The following is a 20241-nucleotide window of genomic DNA, read 5'->3' as shown; positions in this document are numbered from 1 at the left end:
TCACGCCTCCGCGTACTGGTTGGCGGCGACCCCGAGGCCGAGATGGTCGCGCAGGGTGGTGCCGGTGTACTCGGACCGGAACGCGCCGGCGGCCTGGAGTGCGGGGACCGTGCCCTCGGTGAAGAGCGCGAGGTCGTCGGGCAGGACGGCGGGCCGGATGTGGAAGCCGTCGAGGCCGTTCGACTCCGCGATGCGGGGCAGCTCGGCCGCGAGGTCGGTGGGGGTGCCGGTGAAGCTGAGCCCGCCGGGCGGGAAGGGGGCGTAGGCCTCCAGCGCGCGACGGCGGTCGATGGCCGCCTGTTCGGTGTCGGCGAGCACGATCGAGAGTCCGGCCAGGAGTTTGGCGTCCGGGAACCGCTCGCGGGCGTCGCGGATCTCGTCGACCAGGACGACGTCGGCGCCGTGCGCGTACGGCGAGTCGCCGTACACCGCGACGACGGGGTGGCCCTGTGGTGGCCGCGGCGTGATCGAAGGTCCCTTGATGCTGAAGAAGCGGCCTTCGAAGTCGACGTAGTGGAGCTTCTCGCGGTCGATGAAGCGGCCGGTCCGCTCGTCGCGGATGATCGCGTCGTCCTCCCAGCTGTCCCAGAGGCGCGCGATGACGTCGACGACCTCGGCGTTCTCCGCTTCGGCGTCCACCTCGGACGGCAGCGTGCGCCTGCCGAAGTGCGCGATCTCGGCTTCGGTGCGCGAAGGGACCGCGAGGACGCCGGCGCGGCCGCGGCTCGCGAAGTCGAGCGACGCGACGGCCGTCGAGACGTGGAAGGGCTCGGTGTGCGTGGTGGTGACCGTCGGGATCAGGCCGATCCCGCTGGTCGCGGGGGCTATCGCGGCGAAGGTCAGCAGCGCGTCGAGCCTGCCGCGGACGACCTCCTCGCCGCCGGGCTGGAGCGCGAGGGAGTCGTCGAGGGTGACGAAGTCGAGCGAAGCTGCTTCGGCGAGCTTCGCGTGGGTGAGGTAGTGGGCGGCGGTGAACAAGGCGGCCGGGCGGACGTCGGAGACCCGCCAGGCGGCGGGATGCTGCCCGGCCCCGTCGAGCGCGACCCCGAGGTGCAACTGCGGTGCGGAACCCATGCCCGGGGAACCCGCCCGCCCACGCCCCGATTCCCCCTCCCACGACGTGGGACGTCGCCTTTAGCGGGCTAAACGCGATCCGCGGGCCCGCGCAGGCACGTCGCCTTTAGCGGGCTAAACGCGACCTGGGCGACGCGGCGCGTTTAGCGGGCTAAACGCGATCCGACTGGTCAGAGGGGGCGGCGGGCCATTTCTTCGAGGCGGCGGATGCGTTCGTCCATCGGCGGGTGGGTGGAGAAGAGCTTCGAGAGGCCTTCGCCCGGCCGGAACGGGTTCGCGATCATGAGGTGCGACTGCGAGACCAGCTTCGGCTCCGGCACGAGCGGCGCCGCGCGCGTCCCCTGGTCGAGTTTCCGCAGCGCCGACGCCAGGCCGAGGGGGTCACCGGTGAGTTCCGCGCCCGACGCGTCGGCCTGGTACTCCCGCGAGCGACTGACGCCGAGCTTCACGATGGCGGCCGCGATCGGCCCGATCAGCACCAGCAGCAGCGCGACCAGCGGGCTGTCGCCGTCCTCGCGGTCGTTGCCGCCGAAGACGCTCGCGAACATCGCGATGTTGGCGATCACGCTGACCACGCTCGCCAGCGCGCCCGCGACGCACGAAATGAGGATGTCCCGGTTGTAGACGTGCGACAGTTCGTGCCCGAGCACCGCCCGCAGCTCACGCTCGTCGAGGAGGCCGAGGATCCCGGTGGTGCAGCACACCGCCGCGTGCCGGGGGCTGCGGCCGGTGGCGAACGCGTTCGGGGCCTGGGTGGGGCTGAGGTACAACCGCGGCATCGGCTGACGCGCCGTGGTCGCCAGCTCACGCACGATCCGGTACATCGCCGGATACTCCGCCTCGGACACCGGCCGGGCGCGCATGGCACGCAGGGCGAGCTTGTCCGAGTTGAAATAGGCGTAGGCGTTGACGCCCAGCGCCACCACCAGGCCGATGACCAGGGCGCCGCGCCCGAAGAAACCGCTGATCCCGACGATGAGCGCGGACAGCACGCCGAGCAGGACGACCGTCTTCAGCCCGTTCTGGTGTTTGTGCACGGCGTCCTGCTCCTTTCGTTCTCCGAGTATCGGGGCGAGAGGGTTACCCACCGGAAACAACGCGATCGGGGGACGCGAAGTTCCTTCGTCCGGACGAACAGCGGGTTATCGTCAGATCCCGGAACGATCATGGGGAGGCGCCTGTGCGAGGACCCGAACTGAGCCGCCGAGCACTGCTCACGCTGGCCGCGGCCGGGGCTTCAGCGGTCGCCTTCGCCCCGGCGGCCAGAGCCGAAAAGGTCCTCCTGATCGAGGTCGGCGGCGCCCCGGAGGCCGTCGCGGTGAATTCCGTCACCGGTTTCGCCTACGTCTCGGACCCCTCCACCGGCACGATCGTCGTACTCGACTCGCGGACCGGCACCGTCGGCGCGGTGATCCCGGTCGGCGGGGAGCCCGCGGGCCTGGCCGTGGACACCGTGACCAATCGGCTCTTCGTCACCAATCCGCCCGCCGGGACCGTCCTCGTGATCGACGGGCTGACCAACGACGTCGTCAGCGTGGTGCCCGCGGGCCCGGGGGCGTCGAGTGTCGACGTCGACGAGCAGGCGAACCGGATCTACGCGGTCAGCCACGTCACCGGCATTCTCGCCGTCCTCGACGGCGTCGGCTGCCGCCTGCTGAAGCTGGTACCCGGGCCCACGCCGGGCCTGTCCTCGATCGCGGTGGACGGCGGCCGCAAGCTCGCGCACTGCACCAGCACGCGCACGGATTCCCTCGAGATCTTCGACATCGGCGCGGAGAAGTTCACCGACGGCGTCAAGGTCGGCAAGTCACCGACCGGGGTCACCGTGCATCGCGGCAGCGGGACGGTGTTCGTCGCGAATTCGGCGATCCATCATCTGTCCGTCGTGGACGCGAACGCCCGCAAGGAAAAGGCGACGGTGCTGCTGCGCTCCGAATCGTCGGCGGTCGCGATCCACCAGGGCACGAACACCGTGTACGCCAACGGCGGGCCCAACGGGATCGCCCGGATCGACGGCGTGACCAACCTGCTCACCGGTGACCTGTCACTCGGCGTGAACCCCGGCGCGGTCGCGATCGACCAGCGCCGCAAGGCCGTCTACGTCACGGATCCCTTGCGTGGGAGGGTTTCCCTGATCAGGGATTTCTGAGTGGCATGATGGCCGGGTGAGCGAGTACGAACTGCGCGGCGGGCTGCAGCCGGACGTGTCGGCGGTGGCCGCCGTACTGGCGCACCACGGTGTCGAAGGGCCGGACGGGAAGGCGCCCAGCGAGGCGCTGCTGTTCGCCGCGTCCGGCGGGATCGGGGCCGGGTACCTCCTGTGGGACTTCGCGCACGAATCGACGTCGACGGTCGTGTTCGGTTTCCGTGCACGATGGCAGTATCCGCAGGACTGGCTGAAGTCCACAGTGGACAGGCTCGGTCTTCGAGCCGACATCCACACCACCGGCGGCAAACGGGCCGCCGCGAAACGGCTCACCGCCGACCTCGGCGCGGGGCTGCCGGTGATCGTCCTCCCCGACCGCGAGTCGCTCGGTTACTGGCAGCTGCCGCCGGAGCTGTCCGGTGGTGGCGGGCATTTCGTCGTCGCGTACGGCGAAGAGGACGGCCGGGTGCTCGTCGACGACCGGAACCTCGCCCCACTGACGGTCGACCGGAAGACCTTCGACCTCTCGCGGGACCGCGTCGGCTCGTACAAGAACCTGCTCGTGACGATCGAACCCGGCGAGGTCACCGACTGGCGGGCGGCCGTCCGCGGCGGGCTGACGGACTGCGCACGAAACCTCTCGACGCCGTCGAAATCGTTCTCGCTCTCCGCCTGGGAGCGCTGGGCGAAGGGGATGACCGACGAGCGCGACCCCAAGGGCTGGCCGCGCGCGTTCAGCGAGCGACGCGGTCTCTTCGGGGCGCTGCTCAACGTCTGGGAGAGTGTCACCCCCGCCGGGATGGCGGGCGGGCATCTGCGCGGGCTGTTCGCCGACGCGCTCACGGAAGCCTCGGGTCTGCTCGACCTCCCGGCGCTGGCCGAACAGGCCTCGGCCTGGCGCGGGATCGGCGAACGCTGGGCGGAACTGGCCGAGGCCGCCCTCCCGGCGTCGAACGCGGAGTTCGCCTGGGTGCGCGGGCTGGTCAGCGCGGTCTCGGCGGGTGTCCGCGAGGGCGACGCCGGGCAGGACGCGGCCGCGGCGGCCGGTGCGGAGCTGTGGAAGCTACGCGCGCACTACAACGACGAAATGCCGTTCACCGACGTCGAGGTCGGCGACCTCTTCAGCACGATGGGCAAGCTGCTCCGGGACATCCACGCCGCCGAGACCACCGCGATCCGCGAGCTTTCCGAAGCCCTGATGGAGTGAACCCGGCCCGGCTCGACCCGCTCCGTGAGCGCGTTCTCCGGTCGAAGGGACCGACCTGTCTGATCGCGAAGCACAACGTCAGTTACGTGCGGCGGCCGGCGTTCCGCGACCACCCGGTCGAAGTGGAGACCGTGGCCGGCAGGATCGGGACCCGCGCCGAGCAAGTCCCGATGCGGAATTCTTTTTAACCGTTTATGCTCCATTTCCCTCAGCCGGTAAATCGCGGCTGGGCCGTTCAGTGGCTGATCGAAACGCTTTTCGGCGGGTACCTTCGAAAGACCTCTCCCCCTGCAGAGATCCCCGGAGGTATTTCATGCCACGGCCGAAGTCTGTCCGCATTCTCGCGCCCTTGGTCGGCGCACTTCTCCTCACGAGCGGAGTGGCCGTCGCCGCTCACGCCGAGGAGGACCCGCAATTCATCCGGTTGGCCAGCAGGACCTTCGATCCGCTCGGCCAGCGGATCGCGTTTAGCCCGCTAAACGCGAGTCAAGGGGGTACCGCGAGCCAGGACTGGCGGGGCGCCTACCTGCTCCAGGTCCGTGGCGCGCTGACCGACGTGCAGCGCGAGCGATTGCGCGCACTCGGTGTGCGAATCGGGACCTACATTCCCGATTTCGCGTACGTGGTCCGCCTGAAGCCGGAGAACAGGGAATCGGTCACGAAATTGAATTTCGTCCGCTGGATCGGCGAATACCGGCCGGACGACAAGGTGGAGCCGTCGGCATTCTCGATCAGTGGTACCGGGAGCTATCTGGTGACGCTGGTCGAATCCGACGCGCGGGACCAGCGCGCGGTCGCCGAGCGGATCCTGCGGCTCGGCGGCAAGATCGAGGCGATCTCGCAGAGCGGGCAGCACATCGTCGCGACGCTCGGCTCCGGTCTCCTCGCCGCGGTGGCACAGGGCGCCGAGGTGCTCGCGGTCGGCGCGATCACCGCGCCCGAAACCGACATGGCCAACGCACGCGAAGGCGGGGGCGCGAACTACCTCGAGAGCGTCGGCGGCTACCGCGGCCAGGGTGTCCGCGGTGAGGTGATGGACGGCGGGCTGCGGGCCACCCACCAGGAGTTCAAGGCCCGGCCGACGGTGCTGCACGGGTCGAACTCGACCAGCACCAGCCATGGCACTTCGACCTACGGCGAAATCTTCGCCTCCGGGGTGAGCGCGGCACAACGCGGCCTGCTGCCCGAGGCCCAGGGCATCTTCGCCACCTACGACAAGCCCGACCGCTACGCCCACACCAAGGAACTGGTCGACCCGGCGGGCAAGTACCGCGCGGTGTTCCAGAGCAACAGCTGGGGTGGCGGGCTGACGACGGCGTACAACTCGGTTTCGGCCGAGCTCGACAAGATCGTTTTCGACCATGACCTGCTGATCTGCCAGTCGCAGAGCAACGCGGGGACCCAGCAGTCGCGACCGCAGGCCTGGTCGAAGAACGTGCTCTCGGTCGGCGGGCAGTACCACTACAACACACTGGGCCGCACCGACGACAAGTGGAACGGCGGCGCCAGCGTCGGCCCGGCCGCCGACGGGCGGATCAAGCCGGAGCTGTCGAACTACTACGACCGGATCGACACGACGTCGTCCACCAGTGACACCTCGTACACGACGTCGTTCGGCGGGACGAGCGGAGCGACCCCGATCACCTGCGGAAACGCCGGTCTGCTGTTCCAGATGTGGGCCGACGGCGTGTTCGACGGCGGCCCCGGCAAGGGCCGCGACGTCTTCGCGAGCCGCCCGCACGCCGCGACCGCGAAGGCACTGCTGGTCAACGGGGCCGACCAGTTCGCGTTCAGCGGCACCTCGCACGACATGACCCGCACGCATCAGGGCTGGGGTACCGCGAACGTGCGTTACCTGCACGAACAGGCCAAGGCGAACGGGTGGAAACTGCCGGTGCTGGTCAACGAGACGGACCTGCTGGGCACCGGGCAGAGCAAGAAGTACACGGTCGCGGCGAACGGGACGAAGCAGTTCAAGGCGACGCTGGCCTACACCGACCCGGCCGGCTCGCCGAGCGCGTCGGTCACCCGGGTCAATGACCTGACGTTGAAGGTCACCGCCCCGGACGGCACGGTGTACTACGGCAACAACGGCCTGCGTGCGGGCAACTTCTCGACCGCGGGCGGGTCGCCGAACACCATCGACACGGTGGAGAACGTCATCCTGGAGAAGCCGGCCGCGGGCACTTGGACGGTCGAGGTCGTGGCGACGCAGGTGAACGCCGACGGTCACCCGGAGACCTCGGCGACCGACGCCGACTACGCGTTGGTGGTTTCTTGACGGTGTGAGCCGCGGCACCGCATTCAGTCCTCTGGATGCGGTGCCGCTTCCCGGGGTTGCCCGCACCCGGATGGCGGAGGCGTGTACGCCGAGCAGGTTTCGGTTGGGAGACGGAAGCACGAGAGCTTTGAAAGGCCTGTAACGAGGTGACCCGGGGGGCCGACGTCTGGGATACGTGACGCGAGCCAAGGAGCCCTCTCGATGACCACCTGCCGACTCTGCGGCTCGGCCCATCTCGCCAGTGTCGTCGACCTCGGGGCGACGCCGCCGTGCGAGCGTTTCCTCACCGCGGAACAGCTCGCGGAACCGGAGCCGACCTACCCCCTGCACCTGCTGGTCTGCACCGAATGCTGGCTCGCCCAGATCCCGCCGCTGATCACCCCGGAAGAGACATTCACCGAATACGCGTACTTCTCGTCGTATTCCGCCTCCTGGGTCGAACACGCCAAGACGTTCGTCGACGGCGCCGTCGAACGGCTCGGGCTCGACGGGTCCTCGTTCGTCGTCGAGGTCGCCAGCAACGACGGCTATCTGCTCAAACACGTTGTGTCGCAGCAGATCCGCTGTCTCGGAGTGGAACCTTCGGTGAACGTGGGCCAAGCCGCGCGTGACGCCGGGGTGCCGACGAAGACCGCCTTCCTCAGCCCGGAAACCGGACGCGACGTCCGTGAGGAGCATGGTCCGGCCGACCTCGTCGTGGCGAACAATGTTTACGCTCACATTCCGGACATCATCGGCTTCACGCACGGCCTCCGCGCCCTCGTCGCCGATGACGGCTGGGTCAGCATCGAGGTCCAGCATCTGCTGACGCTGATCCAGGAGAACCAGTACGACACGATCTATCACGAGCACTTCCAGTACTACACGGTGGAATCCGCGCGCCGGGCGCTTTCGCGTGGCGGACTGTCCGTCGTGGACGTCGAACTGCTCCCCACGCACGGTGGTTCCATCCGGCTGTGGGCGCGTCCGGACGCCGTCGCCGGTGAGCCGAGCGAGCGGATGCTGGCGGTCCTCGACGCCGAGAAGGCCGCCGGACTGCACGAAATGTCCGGCTACACCGAATTCTCCGAGCGGGTCACCAAGGTCCGGCTCGAGCTCAACAAGTTCCTCACCGACGCGGCGCTCGAAGGCAAGACCGTCGTCGGCTACGGCGCCCCGGGCAAGGGCAACACGCTGCTGAACCACTGCGGCATCCGCCCGGACGTCCTGCGGTACACCGTCGACCGCAACCCGTACAAGCACGGCCGGTTCACCCCCGGCACCCGGATCCCCATCCTCCCGCCGGAGCGCATCGAGGCGGACCGGCCCGACTACGTGCTCGTCCTTCCGTGGAACCTCCGGAAGGAACTGACCGCCCAGCTGTCCTTTGTGGACGATTGGGGCGGAAAACTGGTCTTTCCCATCCCGCACCTGGAAATCGTCGAGGTGAAGTCGTGAAGGTAGTGCTCTTCTGCGGCGGCTACGGCATGCGGATGCGCAACGGTGACGCGTCCGACGTGCCCAAGCCGATGGCCATGGTCGGCCCCAGACCCCTGATCTGGCACGTGATGCGCTACTATGCGCATTTCGGCCACACCGAGTTCATTCTCTGTCTCGGGTACGGCGCGCACCACATCAAGGAATTCTTCCTGAACTACCAGGAGACCGCCTCCAACGATTTCGTCCTGCGGGGCGGCAAGGCGGAACTGCTGTCGACCGACATCTCGGACTGGTCGATCTCCTTCGTGCAGACCGGTCTCGAATCGGCCATCGGCGAGCGGCTGCGCCGGGTGCGCCCGTATCTCGAAGGCGACGAGATGTTCCTCGCCAACTACGCCGACGTCCTCACCGACGCCCCGCTGCCGGACATGATCGAGCGGCTGTCGAACTCCGACGCCGGCGCCTCGATGATGGTCGTGCCGCCGCAGTCGTCGTTCCACTGCGTCGAAATGGGCGAGGACGGCCGGATCGGCGCGCTGACCCCGGTCAGCGAGATGCCGCTGTGGGAGAACGGCGGGTACTTCGTGCTGCGCCAGCAGGTCTTCGACCACATCCCCGAGGGCGGCGACCTGGTGGCCGACGGCTGCGGCGAACTCGCCAAACAGGGCAAACTGCTCGCCTACCCGTACCGCGGTTTCTGGAAGCCGACCGACACGGTCAAGGAACGGGTCCAGCTCGACGACGCCTACGCGCACGGGGACCGCCCGTGGGCGTTGTGGGAACACGAACCGGCACCGGTGGGCATCGCGTGATCGGACTCGGTACCGGCAGGCTCGAGCGGATCGTCGCGCTCGGCGCGCATTGTGACGACATCGCCATCGGCGCTGGCGGCACACTGCTGACCCTTTGCGCCCAAAATCCGGGCGTCCGGGTCGACGCGCTCGTCCTGTCCGGCGGCGGCACCGACCGGGAAGCCGAGGAGCGCGCCGCGCTCGCGGCCTTCTGCCAGGGCGCCGACGTCGAGGTCACCGTGCTCAAACTGCCCGACGGCCGTCTCCCCGCGCACTGGGAAGAGGCCAAGAACGGGCTGGAGGAGCTGCGCCGCCGCACGGATCCGGACCTCGTCCTCTCGCCGCGCACGGCCGACGCGCATCAGGACCACCGCGGCCTGGCGAAGCTGGTGCCGACGGTGTTCCGCACCCATCTCCAGCTGGAGTACGAGATCGCCAAATGGGACGGCGACCTCGGCAAGCCGACCGCGTACGTCCCGCTGTCGGCCGAACGCGCCGAGGAGAAGGTCCGCCTGCTGCAGGAGCACTACGCCTCGCAGCGGCACCGTCCCTGGTACGACCGGGAAGCCTTCCTCGGGCTAGCCCGCATCCGCGGTATCGAATGCGGGCAGCGGTACGCGGAAGCCTTCGACGTCAAAAAACTCCTGCTCGATCTCTCCTCGAAAGGCTGAAAGCCATGCGTGTGCTGCTGACCGGGCACAAGGGTTACCTGGGCACGGTGATGGCGCCGGTGCTGGCCGCCGCCGGCCACGAGGTGATCGGCCTCGACTCCGGTCTCTACGACACCTGCGTGCTGGGTCCGGCGCCCGCCGATCCCGAGGGCTACGAGGTCGACCTCCGTGACGTCACGGCCGAGCACGTGACCGGGATCGACGCCGTGATCCACCTGGGCGCGCTGTCCAACGACCCGCTCGGTTCGCTGGCGCCGGAACTGACCTACGACATCAACCACCACGCTTCGGTCAAGCTCGCCAAGCTGGCGAAGGACGCCGGGGTCAAGCGGTACCTCTACGCCTCGACGTGTTCGGTCTACGGCGCCTCCGGCGGCGACGGCCTGGTCGACGAGGACGCGCCGCTGCGCCCGGTGACGCCGTACGCCGAGTCGAAGGTGCGGGTCGAGGACGACGTCCAGGAGCTCGCCGACGACGACTTCAGCCCGGTGTACATGCGCAACGCCACCGCGTTCGGCTTCTCGCCGCGGCTGCGCGGCGACATCGTCCTCAACAACCTCACCGCGCACGCCCACCTCTCCGGCGAGGTGCTGGTGCTGTCAGACGGCACGCCCTGGCGGCCGCTGGTGCACGCCAAGGACATCGCGCGTGCCTTCACCGCGGCGCTGGAGGCGCCGAGGGAGGCCGTCCACGGCAAGGCGTTCAACATCGGCACCGAACGCAACAACGTCACCGTGGCCGAGATCGCCGAAGAGGTCGTCGAGGCGGTTCCCGGTTCGACGCTGCGGATCACCGGCGAGGCGGGCGCGGACCCGCGCTCCTACCGGGTCGACTTCTCCCGGTTCCGCGCGGCGATCCCCGGCTTCGACTGCGACTGGTCGGTCAAGGACGGCGCACTCGAACTGATCGAGGCCTACCGGACCCACGGCCTCACCGAACACGGCTTCCAGCGCCTGTTCACCCGGCTGGCGCGATTGCAGGACCGCACCGCCGCCGGCGAGCTCGACGACACCTTGCGGCGTCGCTGATGACGCACCGGGAACTGGAGACGGGCGCCGACCTGCGGGAGCTGGTCGAGCGCCTGTATCCGCTGTGCCGCAGCATCACCGGCGACGGCGTCCGCCGCACGCTGGAGATCGTCGGCGAGCACATCCCGCTGGACGTCCACGAAGTCCCCACCGGCACCCAGGTGCTGGATTGGACCGTGCCGCAGGAGTGGAACATCCGCGACGCCTACATCAAGGACGGCTCCGGCCGCCGCGTCGTCGACTTCCAGGAGTCGAACCTGCACGTCGTCGGCTACAGCGTCCCCGTTTCGCGGAAGATGCCACTCGCCGAACTGCGCGAACACCTGCACACCTTGCCGGACCGGCCCTCATGGGTGCCGTACCGGACCAGCTACTACTCGCCGACGTGGGGTTTCTGCCTGGCGCAGGAAACCCTCGACGCGATGCCGGACGGCGAGTACGAGGTGCACATCGATTCCACTTTGGACAATGGGCACCTCACCTACGCCGAGCACGTCGTACCGGGTGAGGTCGCCGACGAGGTGATCGTCTCCTGCCACACCTGCCATCCGTCGCTGGCGAACGACAACGTCGCCGGGATCGCGATCGCCGCGGCCTTCGCGCAGACGCTGGAGAATCCCCATTACACGTACCGGTTCCTGTTCATGCCGGGCACGATCGGCGCCATCACCTGGCTCGCGCGCAACACCGATCGCGTCGACCGGATCAAGGCGGGGCTCGTGCTGGCGTGCGCCGGTGACCCGGGATCGCTGACGTACAAGCGAAGCCGCCGAGGTGACGCCGAAATCGACCGCGTGCTCGCGTACGTCCTCGCCGATCGCGCGCACAAGATCGTGGACTTCTCGCCGTACGGCTACGACGAACGCCAGTTCTGCTCCCCCGGCTTCAACCTCGGTGTCGGATCCCTGACAAGGACGCCGTACGCGGGCTATCCCGAGTACCACACGTCGGCGGACAACCTCGATTTCGTCTCGACCGAGGCCATGGAGGAAACCCTGCGGACCTTGCGGGACACCTTCGCCGTCCTCGACCGCAACCGCAGCTACCTCAACCTCAGTCCTTACGGCGAGCCTCAACTCGGCAAACGCGGGCTGTACGACTCGCTCGGCGGCCGGAGCGACGCGAAACAAGCCCAGATGGCGATGCTCTGGGTGCTCAACCTCTCGGACGGCGAGCACAGCCTGCTCGACGTCGCCGAGCGATCCGGGCTGCCGTTCGATTCCGTCGCCGCCGCCGCTCGGGCGCTGCACGACGCCGGATTGCTCAAGGACTGACCATGCGATCACTTCTGCGTTCCCAAGCCGTCCGGGCCATGGCCGGACGGCTCAGCTGGGGCCTCGGCGACCAGGCCGTCTCCAGCATCACCAACTTCATCGTCGGGCTGTTCGTGGCGCGCTCACTCGGCACGTTCGCCTTCGGCATGTTCAGCCTCGCTTGGGTCAGTTACGGCGTGGTGCTCAACCTTTCGCGCGGGTTGACGACGGATCCGCTGATGGTGCGGTTCTCGGGGGTACCCACCGAAACCTGGCGGACGGCGACCGCCAAGGCGACCGGCACGGCGCTCTCCGCGGGTGTCGTAGCCGGTGCGATCAGTGTGGTCGCCGGTCTCTTGGTTGGTGGCCCCATCGGTGGCGCGTTCGTCGCGCTCGGCATCGTCATCCCGGCGCTGTTGCTGCAGGACGCCTGGCGGTTCAGCTTCTTCGCCGCGGGGCACGGGAAGAAGGCGTTCCTCAACGACGTCGTCTGGGGCCTCGCGCTGGTCCCGGCCCTGTTCATCGCGCACCGATGGTTCGACACGGTCGTCGCCTTCATCCTGGCGTGGGGCCTTTCGGGAGCGGTCGCCGCCGGGTACGGCTGCCTGCAGTCCGGGGTCCGGCCCGATCCGCGCGGCACTCTCGAATGGCTCAAACGGCACCGGGATCTCGGCACCCGGTACCTGATCGAAAACGTCAGCGCCAGCGGATCGTCGCAACTGCGGATGTACGGCCTCGGCGCGATCGCGGGGCTGGCGAGCGTCGGCGCGGTGCGGGGCGCCGAACTGCTCCTCGGGCCGTTCTTCGCCCTGCTGATGGGACTTTCCCTGGCCACGGTCGCCGAAGGCTCACGGGTGCTCCAACGGGCCCCGCACCGCCTTCGGCACTTCTGCGCCGTTCTCGGCGCGGGCCAGGCGGCCGCGGCCCTGCTCTGGGGCTTCGCCTTGCTTCTGGTACCCCACGACGCCGGCCGGTTCGTCCTCGGCGACGTGTGGGATCCCGCTTCGGAACTGATCCTCCCGGTGACCATCGGTATCGCCGCGGCGGGATTCAACACCGGGGCGGCCGCCGGACTGCGTGCGCTCGGCGCTGCGAAACGGAGCCTTCGCGCCCAGCTGATCAACTCGGCCGGCTATACCGGCTTAGGGCTCATAGGCGCCTTCTTGGCCGGGGCGTCCGGATCCGCTTGGGGGGTCGCGCTGGCGATCACCAGCGGTTCGGCGGTGTGGTGGTTCCAGCTGCGCGCCGCTTTGAAGGAACACCTGACTTCCAAAAAAGAAGAAATGAGGACGTCATGAGCACCGCTCCTCGGCTGAGCATCGGGGTCCCGGTCTACAACGGCGAGGACTACCTCGCCGAATCGCTGGACGCGCTCCTCGGCCAAAGCTACGAGAACTTCGAACTGATCATCTCGGACAACGCGTCCACGGACCACACCGAAGAGATCGGCCGCGAGTACGCGAAGCAGGATTCTCGCGTTCGCTACGTGCGCCAGCCGGTGAACATCGGCTGCGCACCCAACCACAACTACTGCGTCGACGTCGCCCGCGGCGAGCTGTTCAAGTGGGGTTCCGACGACGACCTGTACGCGCGTGACCTGCTGGAGCGCTGCATCGAGGCGCTCGACGAGCATCCCGAGTTCGTGCTGTCGCATTCCTGGACGGCGATGATCGACGAAAAGGGCGTCGTCACACAGGCGCTCAAGTACCCGCTCAACACGGTTTCGCCGCATGCCGCGGAACGCTTCCGCAGCACGCTGTTCGCCACCGGCGGGGACGACGACGGCGCGGTCATCCGGACCGAGGTGCTCCGCCGGGTCGCCCCGCTCGACAGCTACCACCACGCCGACCGCACGATCATTTCGGAACTGGCCCTGCACGGCCCGTTCCACCAGGTGCCCGACTGGCTGTACTTCCGCCGCGATCACCCCGGCCGCTCCGAGCACGAATACCCGACCGTGCGCAAACGCGCCAGCAACCTGGACCCGAAACGCGCCGACAAACTGCGCCATCCCATGGTCCGGCTGCTCGGCGAGTACGTCCTCGGCTACGTCAAGGCGATCCGCAACGCACCGATCTCCGGCGCCGAGAAGCGCGAGTGCTTCCGGTATCTGCGGCAATGGCTGCTGAACCGGGCGGGCAACCCGGCCATGGGCCGGATGCCGGTGCAGGCCGAGGCCGAACTCGGCCCGCGCGAGGTCTCCGTGGTTTCGGTGGTCGCCGGCCAGGAGGGAAGAATCTCTTGAGGCCCGCGAGAATCGGGCTGTTCGGCCTCCTCGGTTCCGGGAACCTCGGCAACGACGGTTCCTTCGAGGCGGTTCTCGGCTATCTGCGGGCGGAACATCCGGACGCCGCGCTCAGCGTGATGTGCGGCGGTCCGGAAATCGTCGCGTCGCGCTACGGACTCGAGACGACCGCGTTGAACTGGTACCGGGGTGAATACCGGACGGCTTCGGGTCCGCTGTCCATCGCCATGAAGGCGCTCGGCAAGCTCGTCGACGTCGTCCGCACGGCGGCGTGGGTACGGCGCCAGGACGTGGTGATCGTGCCGGGGATGGGTGTCCTCGAATCCACTCTTCCGTTGCGGCCCTGGGGTTTCCCGTACGCCCTGTTGCTGCTGTCGGCGTCCGGCAGGCTCGTCGGCACCAAGGTGGCGCTCGTCAGCGTCGGCGCCAACGTGAGCAGGCAACCGGCCACCCGGACGATCATCGGCTGGGCCGCGCGGCTGGCGGCGTTCCGGTCCTACCGTGACGAGCCGTCCCGCGACGCGATGCGCGAGATGGGCGTGGACGTCACCCGCGACCATGTCTATCCCGACCTGGCTTTCGCCCTCCCGGTGCCGTCGGAACCGGTGCGCCCGGGAGCCGTGGGTGTCGGCGTGATGGCCTACCACGGCGGGAACGACGACCGGGCACGGGCCGACGAGATCTATCAGTCCTATGTGGACAAGTTGTCCCGGTTCGTGGCCAAACTGGTCGCCGACGGCCGTCAGGTCCGGTTGTTCATCGGCGATCAGGCCGACCGGCAGGTCGTGACCGAGATACTGACGGAAGTCGATTCGCCGCTGATCTCCGCGGCCGATACGTCTACTTTGGACGAACTGCTGCGGGCGATGTCGGCGGTCGAGACCGTCGTCGCCACCCGCTACCACAACGTGCTGTGCGCGCTGAAGCTGGCGAAACCGACGTTGTCCATCGGGTACGCCCGCAAGAACGACGTCCTCATGGCCGAACTGGGTCTCGGGGAATTCTGCCAGTCGGCCAAGGAGATCGACTTCGACACGCTGGTGCGCCAGTTCGCCGAACTCGAAAGCCGGGCGGGTGAACTGGCCGAAGTCGTGGCGAAACGAGGCGCGGAGCAGGAGCGGCTGCTGGACCGGCAGTTCTCTGAGCTGTCGGCCACCCTCCTGCCGATGGGAGCACGATGAAGGCGATCCCGGTGCCCGCCATCGCGGGCGCGTTCCTGTTCGAGCCCACGCCGCACGTCGACGAACGCGGATTCTTCAGCCGCACGTTCGACGCCGACGTCGTCCGGTCGGTGGGGATCGATCCGAACGGGTTTCTCCAGGACAGTGTTTCGCGGTCCCGCAAGGGAGTGCTGCGAGGGATGCACCTCCGCTCGGGCCTCGGTGAGGCGAAACTGGTCCGGTGTTCGTGGGGCGCCGTCTTCGACGTCGTCGTCGACCTCCGCCCCGGTTCCCCGACCTATCTCGGCAAGGAGACGTTCGAACTCACCGGGGAGACCCAGGTCTCCCTGTACATCCCCGCGGGCTGCGCGCACGGGTTCCAGGCGCTGACCGAGTACGCCGACGTCTCCTACCGGATCGACCGCGCGCACGATCCCGCCGAAGACGTCGCGATCGCCTACGACGACCCCGATCTCTCGATCCCGTGGCCGCTTCCGGTCGCGTTCGTCTCGGAACGGGACCGCCAGGCCCTTTCCCTTGCCGAGGCCCTACAGAACACGAGGTGAGCACAGGTGCACCGGCATCTCCCCCGATCCATGCGGGCCAACGAGCGTCTCCACGCCATGATCCCCGGAGGCGCCCACACCTACGCCAAGGGTGACGACCAGTACCCGGAGAACCTGGCACCGGTCATCTCCCACGGGCGCGGCGCGCACGTCTGGGACGTCGACGGGAACGAATACATCGAGTACGGCTCGGGGCTGCGCGCGGTCAGCCTCGGGCACGTGCACCCTCGGGTCACCGAAGCCGCCCACCGCGAGATCGACCGGGGCGCGAACTTCGCCCGTCCGTCCATTGTGGAGGAGAAGGCGGCCTCGAAGTTCCTGGAGACCGTTCCCACCGCCGAGATGGTCAAGTTCGCCAAGAACGGCTCGGACGCCACCTCGGCCGCCGTCAAACTCGCCAGGGCCGCCACCGGCAGGCCGCTGGTGGCGATCTGCCGCGACCACGCGTTCTTCTCCATCGACGACTGGTTCATCGGCACCACGCCGATGTCGTCGGGGATTCCGGCCGAGATCAGCGACCTGACCGTGTCGTTCGCCTACGGCGACCTGACGGCGACGGAAGCGTTGCTGCGGGAGCACGCGGGCCGGGTCGCCTGCCTCATCCTGGAGGCGGCCGCTCAGCAAGAACCCCCGGCGGGTTACCTCATCGGCCTGCGCGAACTCGCCGACCGGTACGGCTGTGTGCTGATCTTCGACGAGATGATCACCGGTTTCCGCTGGTCGGAGGCCGGAGCGCAGGGGCTGTACAGCGTCACGCCGGATCTCTCGACGTTCGGGAAAGCACTCGGGAACGGGTTCGCCGTCTCAGCGCTGGCAGGCAAGCGCGAACTGATGGAACTCGGCGGGCTCCGCACCGCCGGGGAGCGCGTCTTCCTGCTGTCCACCACGCACGGCGCCGAGACGCATTCACTGGCCGCCGCGATCGCGGTCATGGAGACCTACACCGAAGAAGGCATCGCCGCGCGGCTGCACGCGCTCGGCGACCGGCTCGCCGCCGGGGTCCGCGAAGTCGCGGCCTCGGCCGGGGTCGCAGAACACGTCGTCGTACGCGGCCGGGCGAGCAACCTCGTCTTCGGCACGCTCGACGCGGAAAAGAAACCGTCGCAGGACTACCGAACGTTGTTCCTGCGGCAACTGGTCACGGGCGGGATCCTCGGACCGTCGTTCGTGGTCAGCAGCGCATTGTCCGAAGAAGACATCGACCGGACTGTCGAAGTGGTCGCGCAGGCGTGCCTCGTGTACCGCAAAGCACTCGACGCGGATGATCCGGCGCCGTGGCTGGGTGGCCGTCCGGTGAAGCCGGTATTTCGGAGAAGGGTATGAGTTCAAGGATCGCATATCGCTCGGCCGGCTCGCGCGCGCTCTGCGTCGCGCTGTCGGTACTACTGCTCCAGGTCGCCGTTGAATCCACAGCGGTGGCGACTCCAGAGCCGGCCCGAGGGGTGTGCGACACGACTGTCGGCGTCCCTTCCGCACCGGAAGGCGCCCAGGTCGTCGAACCGGGAACCGATCTGACCGACAGGACCCGGTTCAGCCCGCCGGGAAGCGTTTTCTGGCTGGCACCCGGGACGCACACCTTGAGTTCCGACCAGTACGGCCAGGTGATGCCCAAGGACGGCAACGTCTACCTCGGCGCACCGGGATCCATTTTGGACGGACGAGGCCTCAACCGCGCGGCCTTCACCACGTCGGCCAAGGATGTCGTGATCCGCGGGCTGACCATCCGCCGGTTCGTCGCCGAGCGCGATCAGGGCGTGGTGAACCACGACTCCGGTGACGGCTGGACCATCGAGGGCAACGTCATCGAAGACAACGACGGCGCCGCGATGATGACCGGATCCGGCCAGCGGGTGATCGGGAACTGCCTCCGGAACAACGGGCAGTACGGCATCAACGCCTACCGCTTCGGTGCCGGGCTGGCCGATCTGCTCATCGAAGGCAACGAGATCTCCGGGAACAACACCGGCGATTGGGAGACGAAGATCCCGGGCTGCGGCTGCAGCGGTGGCGCGAAGTTCTGGTCGGTGAACCGTGCCGACATCGTCGGCAACTGGGTCCACCACAACCACGGTGTCGGGCTCTGGGCCGACACGAACAACAACGACTTCCTCATCGAAGACAACCTGATCGAGGACAACGCCTCCGAAGGCCTGTTCTACGAGATCTCCTACAACCTGGACCTGATCGGGAACACGTTCCGGCGCAACGCACTGGTCCAGGGCCGCAACCGGGCCGCCAAGGGCGACAACTTCCCGGTCGCGGCGGTGTACCTCAGCGAATCCGGTGGGGAGCCGAGGCTGCCCGCCAGGACCAGTCAGATCGACATCCGGGGCAACTTGTTCTCCGACAACTGGTCGGGGATCACGCTGTGGGAGAACGCCGACCGGTTCTGCAACAGCCCCGCCAACACCTCCACGCTGTCGTGTACGGCGTTGGTCTCACCGACGTCCTCCTGCTCCGATCCGGGGATCAAGACCGAGCCGCTGTACAGCGACTGCCGGTGGAAGACCCAGCGCGTTTCGGTGCATGAGAACACGTTCGAGTTCGATTCGTCGTTGGAAGGCTGCCTCGGGCTCTGCGGGCGGATGGCGGTGCTCTCGAACTACGGCACCTACCCGGCCTGGTCGCCGTACAAGGCGGCGTCGATCTCGGAGGCGATCACCTTCCGGCAGGACAATCGGTGGCACGACAACCAGTACTACGGACCGTGGACGTTCGTCGCCCACGACACGTCGCGGCGGCTGACCGCGGCGCAATGGCAGGCCGCGCCCTATCTACAGGACACCTGCAGCGGATTCGGGGAGGGAACGACCTGCTGAAGTTTCACCTGTAAGTGTCCAGCTGGGACCGTCCATAGTGGCCTACCGTTTCCAGTATGTCCGTGTCCCTGATCTTGTCACTGATCCTCGCGACAGGAGTCGTCGTGGCCGCACCGGCCGCGGCCTCTCCTGTCGCGGTCTGCGACGCAGGACCGGCGAGTCCGCCGAAACCGGACAACGCCGTGGTCGTCGAACCCGGGACCGACCTTTCCGCGAAGACGCGCGACCTCCCGGCCGGCACGACGTTCTGGCTGACCAAGGGCACGCACACGCTGGGCCCGGACGAGTTCGGCCAGGTCATCCCGAAGGACGGCAACGCCTACCTCGGCGCACCCGGCGCGGTCTTGGACGGCGCGGGCGTCAACCGCTACGCGTTCACCCAGCAGGCACGCGACGTCATCCTCCGCGGCCTCACGATCCGCGGTTTCGTGGCGCCGCAGGATCAGGGCGTGGTCAACCACGACTCCGGCGAACACTGGACCATCGAGGGCAACGTCATCGAAGACAACCGCGGCGCCGCGATGATGGCGGGGCCGCGCCAGGAGATCCTGCGGAACTGCCTGCGGAAAAACGGGCAGTACGGCATCAACGCCTACCGCGCCGGCGACGGGATCACCGGGCTGGTCGTCGAGGGCAATGAGATCAGCGGGAACAACACCGACGACTGGGAGAAGAAGGTCCCCGGCTGCGGCTGCAGCGGCGGCGTCAAATTCTGGGCCGTCGACGGCGCCGACGTCCGCGGCAACTGGGTGCACCACAACCACGGCGCGGGACTGTGGGCGGACACGAACAACAACGACTTCCTCATCGAGGACAACGTGATCGAGGACAACGAGGCCGAGGCGTTGTTCTACGAAATCTCCTACAACCTCGTCGTCCGGGGGAACACCTTTCGGCGCAACACCCTGGTGCAGGGGCGCGCCTTCGCCGCGCGGGGCGACGACTTCCCGGTCGGGACGATCTACCTGTCCGAGTCCGGCGGTGAACCGCGCGTGCGGGCCCGGACTTCGCTGGTGGAGATCACGGACAACGTCTTCGAGGACAACTGGGCCGGGATCACCCTGTGGGAGAACGCGGACCGCTTCTGCAACAGCCCGGCGAACACCTCTTCGGGCTCTTGCACGCTTCTCGTTCCCTCGGTCTCGACCTGCTCTTCGCCCGGGATCGCTTCCCGCCCCTTGTACGACGATTGCCGGTGGAAGACGCAGCGCGTTTCCATTCACGGCAACAAGTTCCGGATCGGTTCGGGGTGTTCCGGGTTTTGTGGCCGGATGGCACTTTTGGCTAATTTCGGAACCTATCCGGAGTGGTCGCCTTATCGGGGATCTTCCGTTTCGGAAGCGATCACCTTTCGGCAGGAGAATCGGTGGTACGACAACGCTTATACGGGTGATTGGCGGTTCGTTGTTCATGACACTTCGCGGACGGTGGGGTTTGCGGAGTGGCGAAGGGCTCCTTACTCGCAGGATGCTGGGTCGAGGGGGGGGGGGGGGGGGGGGGGGGGGGGTCCCCCCCCCCCCCCCCCCCCAAAAAACCCCCCCCCCAGAAAAATCTCGCACCCCTTTGCGCAGACCTTTTTTT

General features: G+C 68.0%; 17 protein-coding genes. 15 read left to right on the top strand and 2 right to left on the bottom strand.

The features are described from left to right. Positions 1-1074, bottom strand: a complete 1074-nt coding sequence (locus tag ACZ7KI_RS03095) for an LLM class flavin-dependent oxidoreductase (RefSeq protein ID WP_470271583.1) — start codon at positions 1072-1074, stop codon at positions 1-3. A gap of 170 nt (positions 1075-1244) precedes the next feature. Continuing rightward, a complete protein-coding gene (gene htpX, locus ACZ7KI_RS03090) occupies positions 1245-2111 on the bottom strand; it encodes a zinc metalloprotease HtpX (protein WP_470271582.1) in 867 nt (288 codons plus the stop codon). Between the two features lie 143 nt (positions 2112-2254). Between htpX and ACZ7KI_RS03085 the strand changes: the two genes are divergently transcribed. From ACZ7KI_RS03085 to ACZ7KI_RS03015, 15 genes are all read left to right on the top strand, one after another. Then, a complete protein-coding gene (locus tag ACZ7KI_RS03085; RefSeq protein WP_470271581.1) occupies positions 2255-3223 on the top strand; it encodes a YncE family protein in 969 nt (322 codons plus the stop codon). 16 nt (positions 3224-3239) lie between these two features. Beyond that, the gene (locus tag ACZ7KI_RS03080; protein WP_470271580.1) at positions 3240-4427 is read left to right on the top strand and encodes a BtrH N-terminal domain-containing protein; all 1188 of its coding nucleotides are present in this window, start codon (positions 3240-3242) and stop codon (positions 4425-4427) included. 313 nt (positions 4428-4740) lie between these two features. Next, positions 4741-6708: a S8 family serine peptidase gene (locus tag ACZ7KI_RS03075; RefSeq protein ID WP_470271579.1), complete on the top strand. Its 1968-nt coding sequence runs from the start codon at positions 4741-4743 to the stop codon at positions 6706-6708. A gap of 201 nt (positions 6709-6909) precedes the next feature. Beyond that, the gene (locus ACZ7KI_RS03070; protein ID WP_470271578.1) at positions 6910-8145 is read left to right on the top strand and encodes a class I SAM-dependent methyltransferase; all 1236 of its coding nucleotides are present in this window, start codon (positions 6910-6912) and stop codon (positions 8143-8145) included. Continuing rightward, positions 8142-8939, top strand: a complete 798-nt coding sequence (locus ACZ7KI_RS03065; protein WP_470271577.1) for a glycosyltransferase family protein — start codon at positions 8142-8144, stop codon at positions 8937-8939. The genes ACZ7KI_RS03070 and ACZ7KI_RS03065 overlap by 4 nt, the downstream gene beginning before the upstream one ends. After that, positions 8936-9589 carry a PIG-L deacetylase family protein gene (locus ACZ7KI_RS03060; protein WP_470271576.1) on the top strand — a complete coding sequence of 218 codons (654 nt, stop codon included), beginning with the start codon at positions 8936-8938 and terminating at the stop codon, positions 9587-9589. Before ACZ7KI_RS03065 ends, ACZ7KI_RS03060 begins: the two co-directional genes overlap by 4 nt. Before the next feature lie 5 nt (positions 9590-9594). After that, entirely contained in the window at positions 9595-10617 is a 1023-nt protein-coding gene (locus ACZ7KI_RS03055) for an NAD-dependent epimerase/dehydratase family protein (protein WP_470271575.1), read from the top strand. Next, a complete protein-coding gene (locus ACZ7KI_RS03050) occupies positions 10617-11891 on the top strand; it encodes a DUF4910 domain-containing protein (protein WP_470271574.1) in 1275 nt (424 codons plus the stop codon). Before ACZ7KI_RS03055 ends, ACZ7KI_RS03050 begins: the two co-directional genes overlap by 1 nt. A 2-nt stretch (positions 11892-11893) precedes the next feature. Next, the gene (locus ACZ7KI_RS03045) at positions 11894-13168 is read left to right on the top strand and encodes a hypothetical protein (protein ID WP_470271573.1); all 1275 of its coding nucleotides are present in this window, start codon (positions 11894-11896) and stop codon (positions 13166-13168) included. Continuing rightward, entirely contained in the window at positions 13165-14115 is a 951-nt protein-coding gene (locus ACZ7KI_RS03040; protein ID WP_470271572.1) for a glycosyltransferase family 2 protein, read from the top strand. Before ACZ7KI_RS03045 ends, ACZ7KI_RS03040 begins: the two co-directional genes overlap by 4 nt. Further along, positions 14112-15296, top strand: coding sequence for a polysaccharide pyruvyl transferase family protein (locus ACZ7KI_RS03035; protein WP_470271571.1), 1185 nt, complete (start codon positions 14112-14114; stop codon positions 15294-15296). Before ACZ7KI_RS03040 ends, ACZ7KI_RS03035 begins: the two co-directional genes overlap by 4 nt. Continuing rightward, on the top strand, positions 15293-15841 hold the full coding sequence (locus ACZ7KI_RS03030; protein WP_470271570.1) for a dTDP-4-dehydrorhamnose 3,5-epimerase family protein: 549 nt from the start codon (positions 15293-15295) through the stop codon (positions 15839-15841). Before ACZ7KI_RS03035 ends, ACZ7KI_RS03030 begins: the two co-directional genes overlap by 4 nt. Positions 15842-15847: 6 nt before the next feature. After that, positions 15848-17164 (top strand): glutamate-1-semialdehyde 2,1-aminomutase, encoded by a 1317-nt coding sequence (locus tag ACZ7KI_RS03025; protein WP_470271569.1) that lies wholly within the window; start codon positions 15848-15850, stop codon positions 17162-17164. Then, entirely contained in the window at positions 17161-18660 is a 1500-nt protein-coding gene (locus ACZ7KI_RS03020; RefSeq protein ID WP_470271568.1) for a right-handed parallel beta-helix repeat-containing protein, read from the top strand. Before ACZ7KI_RS03025 ends, ACZ7KI_RS03020 begins: the two co-directional genes overlap by 4 nt. A 56-nt stretch (positions 18661-18716) precedes the next feature. Then, on the top strand, positions 18717-20241 hold a 1525-nt coding region (locus ACZ7KI_RS03015), incomplete at its 3' end, for a right-handed parallel beta-helix repeat-containing protein (protein ID WP_470271567.1).

It is taken from the genome of Amycolatopsis sp. NPDC039088 (assembly GCF_055598845.1).
The sequence above is the reverse complement of the archived record's forward strand: the minus strand, read 5'-3'. Positions and strand labels throughout refer to the sequence as shown.

Bases quoted from the DNA above. Each gene is read 5' to 3' on its own strand.
- ACZ7KI_RS03040 (WP_470271572.1), top strand. From the start codon at position 13,165: ATGAGCACCGCTCCTCGGCTGAGCATCGGGGTCCCGGTCTACAACGGC.
- ACZ7KI_RS03075 (WP_470271579.1), top strand. From the start codon at position 4,741: ATGCCACGGCCGAAGTCTGTCCGCATTCTCGCGCCCTTGGTCGGCGCA.
- ACZ7KI_RS03070 (WP_470271578.1), top strand. From the start codon at position 6,910: ATGACCACCTGCCGACTCTGCGGCTCGGCCCATCTCGCCAGTGTCGTC.
- ACZ7KI_RS03055 (WP_470271575.1), top strand. From the start codon at position 9,595: ATGCGTGTGCTGCTGACCGGGCACAAGGGTTACCTGGGCACGGTGATG.
- ACZ7KI_RS03030 (WP_470271570.1), top strand. From the start codon at position 15,293: ATGAAGGCGATCCCGGTGCCCGCCATCGCGGGCGCGTTCCTGTTCGAG.
- ACZ7KI_RS03050 (WP_470271574.1), top strand. From the start codon at position 10,617: ATGACGCACCGGGAACTGGAGACGGGCGCCGACCTGCGGGAGCTGGTC.
- ACZ7KI_RS03020 (WP_470271568.1), top strand. From the start codon at position 17,161: ATGAGTTCAAGGATCGCATATCGCTCGGCCGGCTCGCGCGCGCTCTGC.
- ACZ7KI_RS03045 (WP_470271573.1), top strand. From the start codon at position 11,894: ATGCGATCACTTCTGCGTTCCCAAGCCGTCCGGGCCATGGCCGGACGG.
- ACZ7KI_RS03095 (WP_470271583.1), bottom strand. From the start codon at position 1,074: ATGGGTTCCGCACCGCAGTTGCACCTCGGGGTCGCGCTCGACGGGGCC.